Origin of the sequence: Kitasatospora sp. NPDC091335 (genome assembly GCF_044757205.1) — a bacterium.
In the GTDB taxonomy this organism is placed as follows: domain Bacteria; phylum Actinomycetota; class Actinomycetes; order Streptomycetales; family Streptomycetaceae; genus Kitasatospora.
This window is the reverse complement of record NZ_JBIVUM010000018.1, coordinates 98,388-111,281: the sequence shown is the minus strand read 5'-3', so window position 1 is coordinate 111,281 and position 12,894 is coordinate 98,388. Positions and strand designations below refer to the sequence as shown.

Annotated in this window: 15 protein-coding genes; 10 read left to right on the top strand and 5 right to left on the bottom strand. The window is 73.7% G+C overall.

Annotation, left to right across the window (positions count from 1 at the left end; all coding sequences use genetic code 11):
* Positions 1–31: 31 nt before the first annotated feature.
* Positions 32–367 carry a cupin domain-containing protein gene (locus ACIQOW_RS31205; protein WP_188296020.1) on the top strand — a complete coding sequence of 112 codons (336 nt, stop codon included), beginning with the start codon at positions 32–34 and terminating at the stop codon, positions 365–367.
* Between the two features lie 61 nt (positions 368–428).
* Here ACIQOW_RS31205 and ACIQOW_RS31200 read toward each other — a convergent pair whose 3' ends face one another.
* Positions 429–788 (bottom strand): DoxX family protein, encoded by a 360-nt coding sequence (locus ACIQOW_RS31200; protein ID WP_401090580.1) that lies wholly within the window; start codon positions 786–788, stop codon positions 429–431.
* A complete protein-coding gene (locus ACIQOW_RS31195; protein ID WP_401090578.1) occupies positions 785–1,399 on the bottom strand; it encodes a cupin domain-containing protein in 615 nt (204 codons plus the stop codon). The genes ACIQOW_RS31200 and ACIQOW_RS31195 overlap by 4 nt, the downstream gene beginning before the upstream one ends.
* An 80-nt stretch (positions 1,400–1,479) precedes the next feature.
* On the opposite strand from ACIQOW_RS31195, the gene ACIQOW_RS31190 reads away from it, so the two are divergent.
* On the top strand, positions 1,480–2,331 hold the full coding sequence (locus ACIQOW_RS31190; protein ID WP_401090576.1) for a LysR family transcriptional regulator: 852 nt from the start codon (positions 1,480–1,482) through the stop codon (positions 2,329–2,331).
* A gap of 96 nt (positions 2,332–2,427) precedes the next feature.
* Here the strand turns inward: ACIQOW_RS31190 and ACIQOW_RS31185 are convergent, their stop codons facing one another.
* Positions 2,428–2,916, bottom strand: a complete 489-nt coding sequence (locus ACIQOW_RS31185; protein WP_401090574.1) for an SRPBCC family protein — start codon at positions 2,914–2,916, stop codon at positions 2,428–2,430.
* A gap of 71 nt (positions 2,917–2,987) precedes the next feature.
* Entirely contained in the window at positions 2,988–3,587 is a 600-nt protein-coding gene (locus ACIQOW_RS31180) for a putative glycolipid-binding domain-containing protein (RefSeq protein WP_401090572.1), read from the bottom strand.
* Positions 3,588–3,769: 182 nt separating this feature from the next.
* Here ACIQOW_RS31180 and ACIQOW_RS31175 point away from each other — a divergent pair, with 182 nt between their 5' ends.
* The 8 genes from ACIQOW_RS31175 to ACIQOW_RS31140 all read left to right on the top strand — a co-directional run bounded on the left by ACIQOW_RS31175 (position 3,770) and on the right by ACIQOW_RS31140 (position 11,442).
* Entirely contained in the window at positions 3,770–5,161 is a 1,392-nt protein-coding gene (locus ACIQOW_RS31175) for an ATP-grasp domain-containing protein (RefSeq protein ID WP_401090570.1), read from the top strand.
* Positions 5,162–5,169: 8 nt separating this feature from the next.
* Positions 5,170–5,715 (top strand): GNAT family N-acetyltransferase, encoded by a 546-nt coding sequence (locus tag ACIQOW_RS31170; RefSeq protein ID WP_401090568.1) that lies wholly within the window; start codon positions 5,170–5,172, stop codon positions 5,713–5,715.
* Positions 5,716–5,835: 120 nt separating this feature from the next.
* The gene (locus tag ACIQOW_RS31165) at positions 5,836–6,789 is read left to right on the top strand and encodes a DUF4331 family protein (protein ID WP_401090566.1); all 954 of its coding nucleotides are present in this window, start codon (positions 5,836–5,838) and stop codon (positions 6,787–6,789) included.
* 262 nt (positions 6,790–7,051) lie between these two features.
* The gene (locus ACIQOW_RS31160) at positions 7,052–8,152 is read left to right on the top strand and encodes a sugar ABC transporter substrate-binding protein (protein WP_401090717.1); all 1,101 of its coding nucleotides are present in this window, start codon (positions 7,052–7,054) and stop codon (positions 8,150–8,152) included.
* Between the two features lie 24 nt (positions 8,153–8,176).
* Positions 8,177–8,968 (top strand): ATP-binding cassette domain-containing protein, encoded by a 792-nt coding sequence (locus tag ACIQOW_RS31155; protein WP_401090564.1) that lies wholly within the window; start codon positions 8,177–8,179, stop codon positions 8,966–8,968.
* On the top strand, positions 8,965–10,245 hold the full coding sequence (locus tag ACIQOW_RS31150) for a sugar ABC transporter permease (protein ID WP_401090562.1): 1,281 nt from the start codon (positions 8,965–8,967) through the stop codon (positions 10,243–10,245). The genes ACIQOW_RS31155 and ACIQOW_RS31150 overlap by 4 nt, the downstream gene beginning before the upstream one ends.
* Before the next feature lie 259 nt (positions 10,246–10,504).
* The gene (locus ACIQOW_RS31145; protein WP_401090560.1) at positions 10,505–11,218 is read left to right on the top strand and encodes a tectonin domain-containing protein; all 714 of its coding nucleotides are present in this window, start codon (positions 10,505–10,507) and stop codon (positions 11,216–11,218) included.
* A gap of 44 nt (positions 11,219–11,262) precedes the next feature.
* On the top strand, positions 11,263–11,442 hold the full coding sequence (locus ACIQOW_RS31140; RefSeq protein ID WP_401090558.1) for a hypothetical protein: 180 nt from the start codon (positions 11,263–11,265) through the stop codon (positions 11,440–11,442).
* Positions 11,443–11,894: 452 nt separating this feature from the next.
* Here ACIQOW_RS31140 and ACIQOW_RS31135 read toward each other — a convergent pair whose 3' ends face one another.
* Positions 11,895–12,869: a helix-turn-helix domain-containing protein gene (locus ACIQOW_RS31135; protein ID WP_401090556.1), complete on the bottom strand. Its 975-nt coding sequence runs from the start codon at positions 12,867–12,869 to the stop codon at positions 11,895–11,897.
* Positions 12,870–12,894 lie beyond the last annotated feature (25 nt).

The following is a 12,894-nucleotide window of genomic DNA, read 5'->3' as shown; positions in this document are numbered from 1 at the left end:
GTCACCGTCGGGTCGGGGCACCGTGGTGGACATGTATCCCGAGATCCTCGCGCAGGAGGGCTACACCTGCGCGTTCGTCGACGAGTCCCCGGTCCGTGAGCTGTTCCCCGGTATCCGGCTGCGTGCCCTGTGGCAGGGGCCCGGTGGTGCGAGCGCGCACGTGCTGGAGATGGCGGCGGGTTCGTGCTGGCCGCACCGCGACGTCCACGAGCCGGGCCCTGAGGAGGTGTTCGTGGTGGCGGGGGTCTTCCACGACGGGGCGCGGGACTATCCGGCGGGGTCGTTCCTGCATGCTCCGGCGGGGTCGTGGCACGTGCCGTCGACGGCCACCGGGTGCACGCTGTTCGTGTTCTATCCGCAGGGCTGAGGCCGGCGGGGGGTGTCCGGCGGGGGGTGGAGGGGGAGGCAGGCTTCCCCCTCCACGGCGGTCACCGGTCGATGGCGAGCCAGAGGGCCGCGGCCGCGGTGGCGGTGAGCCCGAGGTTGAGCGCGATCCGGCGGTCGCCGCCGCTCAGGTGGACGGCGATCGCGCCGAGTTGGAGGAGGACGAGGCCGGTGGCCGCGGCCGGTGCCAGCGCGGGGGCGATGCCGGTCAGCGGGGGCAGTACCAGGCCGGTGGCGCCGAGGAGTTCGGCCGCCCCCAGGGCCCTGACGGCGGGCAGGGGCACCCGGTCGACCCAGGCCATCATCGGCCGGAGCCGGTCGCGGTCGCGGGTCGCCTTCAGCGTGCCCGCGTAGGAGTAGAAGAGGGCGAGCAGCCCGGCGACGGTCCAGTAGGCGGCGGTCACGTCTCCTCCCGCGGGGGCCGGGCGGGGCCCGTGGCGGGTTCGGCGGCGGGTTCGGCGGCGGGTTCGGTCGCGTAGCGGCTCATCGTCTCAAGGGTGTCCCGGGGTGTCGGCGCCCGGCCGTCGGCGAGCGCGTCCCGGAGGTCCCGGAAGTACTGCACGTACAGGTCGGGGGTGAAGGTGCTGAGCATGACCGCGGGCCGGTCCGTCGGGTTGGCGAAGGTGTGCGGGGTGCCGGGCGGGACCACCACGAGCGTGCCCGCGGGGGCGTCGTGGTCCTCGTCCCCGACGGTGAACCGCACGGTGCCGGAGAGGATGTAGAAGCCCTCGTCGTGCCGGGCGTGGCGGTGCTGGGGCGGTCCCTGGGTGTGCGGGGCGAGGACGGACTCGGCGATCGCGAGGCGGTGGCCGGTGTGGCTGCCGTCCTCCAGGACGCGCATGCGGGTGGTGCCCAGGACGATCGTCTCGCCCTCGCCGGGGCCCACCACATGGACGGCGGGGTGGGCCTGCGGTTCTGCGGCCTGCGGTTCCCGGGCCTGTGCTTCCTCGGCCCGTGCTTCCTCGGTCCGTGCTTCTGCGGCCCGTGCGTCCTCGGCCTGTGCTCGTGCGGTCATGCTCCGAGTCCACCGCCGGGGCCCCGCCGGTGTCCAAGACGTCTTCCGCCCGGCCGATACCCGGCGGGTATCGTCGCAGCGTGGAGCTACGTACCCTGCGCTACTTCGTGGCGGTCGCCGAGGAACTCCACTTCGGCCGGGCCGCCACCCGACTGCACATGAGCCAGCCGCCGCTGAGCCGGGCGATCAAGGCGCTGGAGGCCGAGGCCGGGGCCCCGCTGTTCGTCCGCTCGCCGGCCGGCGTCACGCTGACCGCGGCGGGCGCGGTGCTGCTCGACGAGGCCCGGGCCCTGCTCGACCATGCCGAGCGGGTCGCGGTGCGCGTGAGAGCGGCGGCCGGCGCCGCGACCGTCACCGTCGGCATCCTCGGGGACGGTACCGACCCGGGAGTGGCCAGACTGGCCGCCGCCTACCGCCGCCGCCACCCCGGCGTGGACATCCGCGTGCGGGAGACCGATCTGACCGACCCGACGTGCGGGCTGCGCGCCGGACTGGTCGACGTCGCACTGACCCGGGCGCCGTTCGACGCCACCGCCCTGACGGTACGTGTGCTGCGGACCGATCCGGTGGGCGTGGTCCTGCGCGCCGACGATCCGCTGGCCGGCCGCGGCCGGCTCCGGCTGGCCGACCTGGACGGCCGCCGCTGGTTCCGCTTCCCGCAGGGCACCGACCCGCTCTGGCAGTCGTACTGGAACGGCGGCGAGCCGCGCGAGGGCCCCGTGGTGCGCGGCGTCCAGGAGTGCCTCCAGGCCGTGCTGTGGAACGGCACCGTCGGCCTGGCCCCGCTCGACGGCGACCTGCCCGCGCAGCTGGCCGTGGTGCCGCTGGCCGACATGGCGCCGAGCCGGGTGGTGGCGGTGTGGAACGAGGGCGACACCAACCCGCTGGTCGGGTCCTTCGTCGAGATCGCCACCGCCGCGTACCGCCCCTGAGCACCCGTCCGGCCGTGGAAAACCGCTGGTCACGGGAGGTGGCCGGGCGGCGGCGACGGGCCCGCCCCCTCAGGCCGCTCAGGCCGCTCAGGCCGCTCAGGCCGCGCCGAAGTGCCGTTTGGTGTCGGCGACCAGGGTCCGCAGGAACGCCGCCCCGGGCGCGCCGGTCAGGGCGGCCGGGCGGCGCAGCGCCGGGCTCGGCTCGTAGGCGAAGGTCCAGGTGAGGCGGGTGCCGCCGCCGGGGAGGGGTTCGAGCCGGTAGTCCTCGCCGAAGCGCCGGTACAGCGGCAGGGTGGCCCGGGTGGCGCAGAACGCGTGCCGCCGGCCTTCGTCCCAGTGCACGAACTCCTCGTGCAGGCGCAGTATCCGGCCCGCCGTGACCTCCCGGGTGGTGCCCACGCCGTGCGGTGCCGGGGAGGTGTAGCGGCCGGCGGCCAGGCCCCGGCACCAGGACAGCGGGGTCGGTCCGGCGAGCCCCTCCCAGACGCTGTGCGGTGCCACCGGCAGGTCCATCGGGAAGCGGTGGAGGTGCGGTGCGGTGTCGAAGAAGGACGGGTCGAAGCGCTCCAGCGCGAACCAGGGCATCGGTGCACTCCTTCGGGGCCGGGAAGTCCGGGGCCGGGAAAGGTGTGAAGCGTATCGGGCGGGCCGCCGCGTCAGGCGATGCGGTGGGCCAGGCCCGGGTAGTCGGCGACCAGGCCGTCCGCGTCGAGCAGCAGGTCGGCGTGGTAGTCGCCGGAGGTGTAGCGGACGGTGGCGCGGCCGTCCCGGTGGCGGCGCAGGTGGGTGTAGGTCTGGCGGGAGGGGACGACGACCAGGTCGGGCACGCGGATCCAGGCCATCAGGAAGTGCTGCTCGCCGGGGCCCTGGTGGAGGGCGTGGCGCAGCACGGGCGGGGTGTTGGTGAGCGGGGACAGGCCGAGGTCGCAGTCGAGGGCGCCGGTGAGGTCGGGGCGCGGGGTGCCGTCGACGCTCCAGTGGCCGGTGGTCTCGTCGCGGCGCAGGTCGAGGGTGCGGGTGGTGTGGGGGGTGCGGGCGGTGACGTGCATGCGGCGGGTGGTGAAGCCTTCGCCGGTGTCGAGCCGGTAGTCGAGCCAGTACGGTGCGGGTTCGGCGGCGGCGGTGCGGCCGTGGGCGGTCAGGGTGGTGGGGCCGAGGTCGATCCAGGAGGTCTCCAGGCCGGCGGTCTCGGTGACCCGCCAGGTGGGTACGGCGGTGGGGCGGTCCGAGGCGGTGCGGGCGGTGCGGCTGTTCATCCGTGCACGGTACCGCCGGCCTGCGACAGGCGGCCCGCACTTTCGGGCGACGGGAGCGGGGCCGTCAACGCGGGCGGTTCCTCCGTGCGGGTGACGGTGGGGGCGGGGTGGGGCACGTACGGGGCGGGGCGGGGGCTGTGGTGGCCGCGGGCCGTGTCCCGGGCTTCTCCATAATCGCGGGAGTGATCATCTCCTGTGACGAAGCGGTGGCCCGGTTGCGGGCCCTGCCCGGGCTGTCGTGCTGTGCCCGTCCCCTGTTCGTGCTGCCGCTGCTGCGCACCGGCTGTCTGTCCGCGGTACTGAGTGTGGAGGGGGCGGACGCGGGCTGGGAGGGCGAGTTCGGGGCCGCCTTCCACGCGCTGGAGCCGCGCTGCGGGGTGCGCGACGAGACCTCGCTGGGGGCCGGTGTCGTGGAGGTGCTGCGCCGGATCGGCGCCTCCGGTGACGACGGCGCCTGGCGGGGCCGGGAGCTGGCGCTGCTGCCCTACACGGCGATGAAACCCGAGTGGCGCACGGCACTTGACGCGCTCGGTGCCCGTCTGGTGGAGCCGGCGCCGGGTCCCGGTCTGCCGGTGCTGGGCGACAAGCGGGTCCAGCGGGCGTGGCTGCGGTCGGTGGGGGCGGTGACTCCGCCCGACGCGGTGGTCCCGGCGCTCGACCACCGGGAGCTGCGCCGCCGCTTCGGTGACCGGTACGTGGTGCAGACGCCGCTGGGCTCCAGCGGCAGGGGCACCCACCTGGTCACCGACGAGGCCGGCCTGCGCCCGGTCCGCCGGGCCGGTGCCGGGCCCTGGCTGGTGAGCGGCTACGTCGAGGGCGCCGCCGTCAACCTGCACGTCCTGGTCTCGGCGGACAGCACGGTGCGGCTGCTGCGCCCGTCCGTCCAGCTGACCCGGATCGAGGGTGTCGGCGCGCCCTTCGGCACCTACTCGGGCTGCGACTTCGCGGCCCCCGCCCTGCTGCCGCCGCTCGCCATGGCGCGGGCCGGCGCGGCGGCGCGGCGCATCGGCGAGGCGCTGGCCGCGCTCGGCTACCGGGGCCTGTTCGGCGCGGACTTCGTCCTGGACGGCGAGCGCCCGCTGCTGCTGGAGCTCAACTGCCGCATGCAGGGCTCGACCTGGCTGCTGGGCGAGCTCGAACTGGCCGATCACGCGCTGCCCTCGGCGCTGCGCCACGTGCTGGAGGTGTACGGCCACGTCACGGGCGGCGAGCCGCGTACCGATCCGGCGGGCGGCGTGCAGCTGGTGGTGCGGCACACCGGCGGACCGGTACGGGTGACGGCCGCGCCCGGCGCCGGTCTGCACCGGCTCAAGGACGGGCGGTTGCAGTACTGCGGCGCCGGGTTCGGCCTGCTGGAGTGCGGCCCCGACGACTGTGTGCTGCTGCAAATCCCCTCCCCCGGAACGGTGTTGCAGCCGGGGGTGCCGCTGGCCCGGATCGTCGCCCGGCACGCGCTGACCACGGCGGACGGCACCGTGCTCGCCGCGTCCGGCCGGCAGCTGGTGGACGCCCTGCGGTCGGGTTTCACCCTCGAACCCGTGGAAGCGCCCCGGGCGTCGGCCGCGCCGTGCTGAGAGCGCCGGTGCCGCTGTACGTCCGCCCCGCGGTGCCCGCCGACCTCCCCCGGCTGGCGGCGCTGCGCGCGGAGGCCGCCGCCTGGATCGCCCGGGACCACGGCTCGGCCCAGTGGTCGTCCCCGTACGACGCCGAGCGCGGCCTGGCGCTCGTCGCCGCGGGTGCGACCGTGGTCGCCGCGCCGGCGCCGCGGGGCGAGGCCGTCGCGACCTTGACGCTGCGCCCGACCGGCAGCCCCCGTCTGTGGAGCGGCGAGGAACTCGCCGTCCCGGCCCGCTACCTGAGCTCGTTCACGGTGGACCGCCGGTACGCCGGGCAGGGCGTCGGTGCCCGGCTGGGCGACTGGGCCGCCTGGCGGGCCGCGCGGGCGGGCGCGGGGCTGCTGCGGGTGAACGTGTGGAGCGACAACACCGCGCTGCACGCCTACTACCGTGCGCGGGGCTGGCGCTGGGTGCGCACCGTGGCCGGCAGCCGCAGCGGCGCCCTGTTCGAGCGCGCGACGAGCGCGGTGGTGCCGGCGCGGGTCCACGAGGTGGGCCTCCTGCGGGCGTGACGGGCCCGGGCCCGCCGGCCCGCCCGCCGTCCGGACGGCGCAGCAGGGCGGGCCGGGGGCGGGCGTGCGTGCTAGCAATGGGCCGGGGGCCGGACCCAACGCCCGAAGCGGGAGAACGTCTTGTCACACCACCTGAGCGGACCCAACCTGCGCTCGCCCCAGGGCGACGCGCGCCTGGACCTGACCGACCTGTTCGCCTTCGCCGCGCCGGAGCCCGGCCGCGGTGTGCTGATCATGAACGTGAACCCGGTCGCGCCGAGCGGCGGGCAGGCCTTCCACCCGCGGGCGGTGTACCGGATCGACATCGACACCGACGGTGACCAGCGGGCCGACATCGCGTACAGCTTCACGTTCTCCGACCCGGCGGACGGCGCTCAGACCATGACGGTGCGGCGGGCCACCGGCGAGGGGGCGCGCGGGCACGAGGCGACCGGCGAGGTGCTGGTGTCGGGGGCGCCGGTGAGTTTCACCGGGACCCCGGCGGTGGTGGAGGCGGGGGCGTACCGGGTGAGCGCGGGGCTGCGCAGCGACCCGTTCTTCGCGGACCTGGACGGGATCGTGAAGGACTTCCAGTGGACGGGGGTGGACTGGGGCGCGGACAAGAACGTGTTCGGGATCGTGCTGGAGGGCCCCGAGACGGAGTTCGGCGCGGTGGACGAGATCGGGGTGTGGGCGCGGGTGAGCGTGCGCCAGGACGGGGGCCTGGTGTCGGTGGACCGGGGCGCGCATCCGTCACTGACGGCGTACTTCAACGAGGAGGACGCCAAGGACGCGTACAACGCCGGGGAGCCGGTGGACGACTGGGTGACCTACCGCGAGCCGTGGACGGCGAAGCTCCAGCACTTCGGCGGGTACACCACGGACGCGGCCGAGGCGCAGCTGCGGATCGTCCTGCCGGACGTGCTGCGCTACGACCGCACCCGCCGGGCCGGCTACCCGAACGGGCGGACGCTGACCGACGACGTGACGTCGGCGCGGCTGACCATGCTCACCGACGGCAAGGTGTCCGGTGACCACATCGGCCCGCACACGGACCTGCTGCCCGGCTTCCCGTACCTGGGGCACCCGCACTGACGGGGCGGGGCCGGTCGACCCGGTCACGCCCGGCCGTCCCTGATGTTCCGTCGGTTCCGTTCCGGGGGTGCCCGCCGCTCGAAGGGAGCGGCGGGCACCCCCGCTTTCGCGCGCCTTGCGCCCGGGGCGTGTTCACGAAGATAACGAGTGGTTGTGGATTGCGGGCAGTGTGGTTTTACTTATTGACGTCATGTACGCGCTCAGGATTGACTCCCCTCCGACCCTGCCGCGAAGCCGCGGCGACCCCAGGGAGAGGCACATGATGAACGCCGTTCTGCGTCGCGCCCTCGTCTCCACCGTGGGCCTCGCACTGACCCTGTCCATGACCGCCGCCTGTGGCAAGGCCGGCGGTGCCAAGAACGAGAACTCCGCCGCCGCCGGCAACACGGACGCCATCGGCCTGCTGCTGCCCGAGAACGCCTCCTCCGTGCGCTACGAGTCCTTCGACCGGCCGTTCATCGAGGCCAAGGTCAAGGCCCTGTGCGCGCCGTGCAAGGTGCTCTACAACAACGCCGAGGGCAGCGCCGCCAAGCAGAAGCAGCAGTTCGACACCCTGCTCGCCCAGGGCGTCAAGGTGATCATCCTCGACCCGTACAACGCCGAGTCCACCCAGGGCTGGGTCCAGGAGGCCGCCGCCAAGGGCGTCAAGGTCGTCGCCTACGACCGCCTCGCCGACGGCCCGGTCGCCGCCTACACCTCCTTCGACAACGAGAAGGTCGGCGAACTCCAGGGCCAGGCCCTGCTGGACGCGCTCGGGGCGAAGGCCGCCGAGGCGAACATCGTCATGATCAACGGCGACGACGCCGACCCCAACTCCGCCCAGTTCAAGACCGGCGCGCACAAGGTCCTCGACGGCAGGGTGAAGAAGGTCGTCTACGAGCAGTCCGGGCAGTGGGACGCCACCGTCGCCGGGCAGAAGATCTCCGCCGCCGTCACCGAGTTCGGCAAGAACGGCTTCCAGGCCGTCTACTCCGCCAACGACGGCATGGCCGCCGCCATCATCACCCAGCTCAAGGGCGCCGGCATCACGATCCCCGTCGGCGGCCAGGACGCCGGCCTGGACGCGATCCAGCGCATCCTCGCCGGCGACCAGGCGTACACCATCTACAAGGCCTACCGCCCGCTCGCCGAGACCGCCGCCGAACTGGCCGTCGCCCTCCTGCGCGGCAAGGACGTCAAGGCCATCGCCACCGGCAGCGCCGACAACGCCACCGCCAGGAACATCCCGGCCAAGCTGCTCGACGCCAAGGTCGTCACCAAGGACGACATCACCGCCACCGTCCTCGCCGACGGCCTCTACAAGGCCTCCGACATCTGCACCGCCGACTACGCCGCCGCGTGCGCCGCCGCCGGACTCAAGTAGGCCCTCCCCCAAGGTGGTTGAACCGTGAAAGGCGCACCCGTCCTCCGACTGCGCGCGGTCTCCAAGCGCTTCGGCGCCGTACAGGCCCTCACCGGGGTCGACCTCGACGTCCACGCCGGTGAGGTGCTCGCCCTCGTCGGCGACAACGGCGCCGGCAAGTCCACCCTCGTCAAGACCATCGCCGGCGTCCACCCCGTGGACGAGGGCACCCTGACCTGGCACGGCGAGCCGGCCCGGCTGGCCCGCCCCCAGGACGCCACCGCCCTCGGCATCGCCACCGTGTACCAGGACCTCGCCCTGTGCGACAACCTCGACGTCATCGCCAACCTCTTCCTCGGCCGTGAGAAACGCCGCCGCGGCCTGCTCGACGAGGTCGCCATGGAACAGCACGCCCGCCGCCTGCTGGACACCCTCGCCATCCGCATCCCCGACGTGCGCACCCCCGTGGCCGCGCTGTCCGGCGGACAGCGGCAGGTGGTGGCCATCGCCCGCGCCCTGGTCGGCGAGCCCTCCCTGGTCGTCCTGGACGAACCCACCGCCGCCCTCGGCGTCGAGCAGACCGCCCAGGTCCTCGACCTGGTGGAACGGCTGCGCGAACGCGGCCTCGCGGTGGTGCTGGTCAGTCACAACATGGCCGACGTACGGGCCGTGGCCGACACCGTCGCGGTGCTGCGCCTGGGCCGCAACAACGGCGTGTTCCCGGTGGCGGGCACCACCCAGGAGCAGATCGTCGCCGCCATCACCGGCGCCACCGACAACGCCCACGCCCGCCGGGCCCGCCGCACCGAGGAGACCGAGGAGGCCGAGGCCGTATGAGCACCCCCGACGCACCCGCCGGCGCCGCTGCTGCTGCCGGTGCCGCTGCCGCTGCCGCCGCCGCCGACCCCAGGCTGCACCCGCCCGCGCGGGGCTGGGCCGGGCGGGCGGCCGCCGCCCGGCACCGCCTGGCCTCCGGCGAACTCGGCTCGCTGCCCGTCGTGGTCGGCCTGGTCGTCATCGCCGTCGTCTTCCAGTCCGTCACCCACCACTTCCTCCAGGCCGACAACCTCACCAACATCACCCGCTTCATCGCCGGGCCCGGCCTGATCGCGGTCGGCGTCGTCTTCGTGCTGATCCTCGGCGAGATCGACCTCTCCCTCGGCTCCGTCGCCGGCTCCGGCGCCGCGATCGCCGCCGTCCTCGCCGTCCGCCAGGACCTGCCCGAATGGCTCGCCATCCTCGCCGCCCTCGGCGCGGCCTGCGCCATGGGCCTGCTCCACGGCTTCTTCTTCGCCCGCATCGGCGTCCCCGCGTTCGTGGTCACCCTGGCCGGCATGCTCGCCTGGAGCGGCCTCCAGGAGTGGGTCCTGGGCAGCGGCGGCACCGTCAACAACCGCCACGACGGCATCATCGCGAGCCTGGACACCACCTTCCTCGGCGACGGCGACATCGCCTACGCCTGGGGCCTGGCGGTCCTCGCCCCCGCCCTCTACCTGGCCGCCCACCTGCACACCGCCCGCCGTCGCCGCGCCGCCGGCCTCACCGCCCGCCCCACCGCCGACAGCGCCATCCGCGCCGGCGCCCTGGCCGTCCTCACCCTGGCCGCCGCCTACGCCCTCAACCAGGACCGCGGCCTGCCGCTGTCCCTGGTCGTGCTGCTCGGCGCCGTCCTCGCCACCGACTTCGTGCTGCGCCGCACCCGCTACGGCCGGCAGGTCTTCGCCGTCGGCGGCGGCATCGAGGCCGCCCGGCGCGCCGGCGTCAACGTCGCCCGGGTACGGATCTCGGTGTTCGTGCTCTCCGCGTTCCTGGCCGGCCTCGGCGGCCTCTTCTACGCCTCCCAGCAGGGCTCCGCCGACAAGCAACTGGGCAGCGGCAACGTGCTGATGAGCGCGATCGCCGCGGCCGTCATCGGCGGCACCAGCCTCTTCGGCGGCCGCGGCAGGACCTGGTCGGCGCTGCTGGGCATCCTGGTCATCCAGTCCATCACCACCGGCCTGGACATGGTCCACGCCGCCCAGGCCATCCAGTACATGATCACCGGCGCCGTCCTGCTCGCCGCCGTCGTCCTCGACTCCCTCACCCGCCGCACCCGCGGCACCGGGCGCACGTAGGACCCGGCGCCATCACGAGCGCGTCGTCCTGACCGGATACACGAACCGGCGCCCGCGTCGATCCCCCCTGGGTGGGACAACCGTTCCGGCCATCCGCTCCGGACCGGACCCGTCCGCACCCCCGTCCCGCACAGCGACCGGAGGCGAAACATCGTTTTTTCGCCGCAGCCGACGCCGGAACAAGAACGATCCCGCCCGGCCGGCTCGCACCTTCGCCCATGATGACTGCCAACTCCGTTTGACGAAAGGTGAGTTCAACATGGCTGACTGGGTGAAGGTCACGGGCGGTCTCTCCGCCGTCTCGGCGGGCTCCAGGACCACGGTGTGGGGCGTGAACGGGGCAAGCGCCATCTTCCGGTACACCAACTACGACGGCAGTCCGTGGATCAACATCCCCGGGGGTCTCAGCGACATCGGCGCGGCCTCCGACGGCACCACATGGGGCGTCAACGGCGGCAACCAGATCTACCGCTACGTCGGGGACCAGGGGGCGCAGGACCCGTGGCTGGGCATCACCGGCAGCCTGGTGCGCATCGACGCGGGTTCCCGGACCAACGTGTGGGGCGTGGACTCCGCCGGCGCCATCTACCGGTACACCAACAACGACGCCAACCCGTGGATCAAGATCCCGGGGGCGCTGAGCGACATCGGCGCGGGCGCCGACGGCACCGTATGGGGTGTCAACGGCGGCAACCAGGTCTTCCGGTACGTCGGGGACCAGGACGGCTCGAACCCCTGGAAGAACGTCAACGGCAGCCTCAAGCGCATCGCGGTGGGCTCCCGGACGAACGTGTGGGGCGTCGATCCCGCCGGCGCCATCTACCGGTACACCAACAACGACGCCAGTGGCGGCAACCCCTGGATCAAGATCCCCGGCACCGCCACCGACATCGCCGCCGGCGCCGACGGCACCGCCTGGCACCTCAACACCGCCGGCGAGATCTACCGGTACACCGGCGACCAGCCGAGCTGACCCCGCCCCCGCACACCGTGCGGGTCCCCGGGCCGGACGACGAGATGCACCTGACGGCGAAGGAGCGGCCCGGCCCGGCCGTGGCGGAGGCCACCGACCTCCTCCACGGCCGGTTCGGCGCCGACACCGCCGACTTCGGCCGGGCCCGCACCCGGGTCCTCGGCATGGTCGGCATGCCCTCCCGCGGCATCATCGAGCAGTTCCCCGGCGCCTTCGGCCAGTGACCGCCGCCGCTGCTCCCGGCACGAGGCGCCGGGAGCAGCGGCGTGCACCACAGGCGTACACCGAACGGCACGTCCCGGCGCCGGCGGTTCGTCGGCCACGCGGTGAGGGCGAAGCGGATCTCGATGTGGCAGTCGTCGGGGGCGTCGGAGTGCTGGACGGCAATGGCGAACAGTTCGCCGAGGAGGAGTTCGGCGGTGTCGCGGTAGCACTCGCCGGTGGACAGGCCGGAGAGGTAGGCGCGGAGCAAGTACCGGGCCAGGGGCGTGGATTCGATACGGGAATCGAGTCGCGCGACGAACATGCGGGGGCGGCCGCAGAAGACGTCGCCAAGGTGAGGTGCCCACGGCGGCACAGGAACGTGCGCCGTTTCGTGGGCCGGGTATCGTCCACTCATGCACACAGACGGTAAGCGTGCGGCTACCGTCGAATATGAACCGGTGGAATACCGCCCCTATCCGTCCAGGTGGAATCGGTCGGACATGTAGCGCAGCTTCTCGCGGGTGGCCGAGCGCTCGGCGTAGACGATCTTGCGCAGGGTGGCGCGGCCGATCGGATGGTTGCGCACGAGCTGCGGGGCGATGCGCTCCGCCGCCTCCAGGGCCTGAAGCGCCTTGTCGCGATTGCCGTCCCACAGCCAGGCGCGGGCCAGGTCCATCTGGTGATGGCCCCGCCGGGAGGCCGGGAGGGCGGCGACCTTCGCCGGATCGGCACGCTCGTTGAGGACCAGCGCCCGGGCATGGTCACCCATCTCCAGCTGCACGGAAACGGCGTGGATCTGGACGTTGCCGCCGGAGAACGTCAGCGAGTGCCGGTCGAAGAACGGGCCGGGCCGGCCTTCTTCCATCAACTCAGCTGCCCCGTCGGCATGTTGGATGCGGTCTTCGGTCTCCGCTCGCCGGCCGGCGCGTGCGGCGGAGACGGCGGCACGCAGGTGTAGGGACCCCCAAGCCCTTACGGCCAGGGGGTCGTTGGCGCGGTAGCGGTCCTCGACGAGCCGGAGTGCCTTGTCGGACAGCGCCAGGGCGTCGTCCCAGTCCGCTGTGGCCCACATGTCCCACACCCGCATCCAGTCCGCGACCGCCTCCGTCACCGGGTCGCCGGACAGCCGGGCCGACCAGGCGGCCCGTTCGCAGGCCATCGCGATCAGCAGCTCCCGCAGGATGGCGGCGGCCGACACCTGCCACTGGTTCTCCGATGCCGTGCCCGCGACGAAGGGCCGCTCTATGAGGTCGTTGGGGTGGCAGTGCAGCGCTGCCGCGATCTGGTTGATGATGCCGGCCCGGTCGAGTTCGATCGCGCCCTTCTCGACCTTCGACACCCAGCCCTGGGTCCTGCCGGTCGCGGCGGCCAGGTCGGCCTGGGTCATGCCCAGCCGCAGCCGCGCCCGCCGCACCCGCTTGCCGGTCGACTCCCGTTCCTCCAGCACAGCAGTCAGCAGTCCTCCCGCACTC

Bases quoted from the DNA above. Each gene is read 5' to 3' on its own strand.
- ACIQOW_RS31145 (WP_401090560.1), top strand. From the start codon at position 10,505: ATGGCTGACTGGGTGAAGGTCACGGGCGGTCTCTCCGCCGTCTCGGCG.
- ACIQOW_RS31185 (WP_401090574.1), bottom strand. From the start codon at position 2,916: ATGCCCTGGTTCGCGCTGGAGCGCTTCGACCCGTCCTTCTTCGACACC.
- ACIQOW_RS31140 (WP_401090558.1), top strand. From the start codon at position 11,263: ATGCACCTGACGGCGAAGGAGCGGCCCGGCCCGGCCGTGGCGGAGGCC.
- ACIQOW_RS31150 (WP_401090562.1), top strand. From the start codon at position 8,965: ATGAGCACCCCCGACGCACCCGCCGGCGCCGCTGCTGCTGCCGGTGCC.
- ACIQOW_RS31205 (WP_188296020.1), top strand. From the start codon at position 32: ATGTATCCCGAGATCCTCGCGCAGGAGGGCTACACCTGCGCGTTCGTC.
- ACIQOW_RS31180 (WP_401090572.1), bottom strand. From the start codon at position 3,587: ATGAACAGCCGCACCGCCCGCACCGCCTCGGACCGCCCCACCGCCGTA.
- ACIQOW_RS31160 (WP_401090717.1), top strand. From the start codon at position 7,052: ATGAACGCCGTTCTGCGTCGCGCCCTCGTCTCCACCGTGGGCCTCGCA.
- ACIQOW_RS31195 (WP_401090578.1), bottom strand. From the start codon at position 1,399: ATGACCGCACGAGCACAGGCCGAGGACGCACGGGCCGCAGAAGCACGG.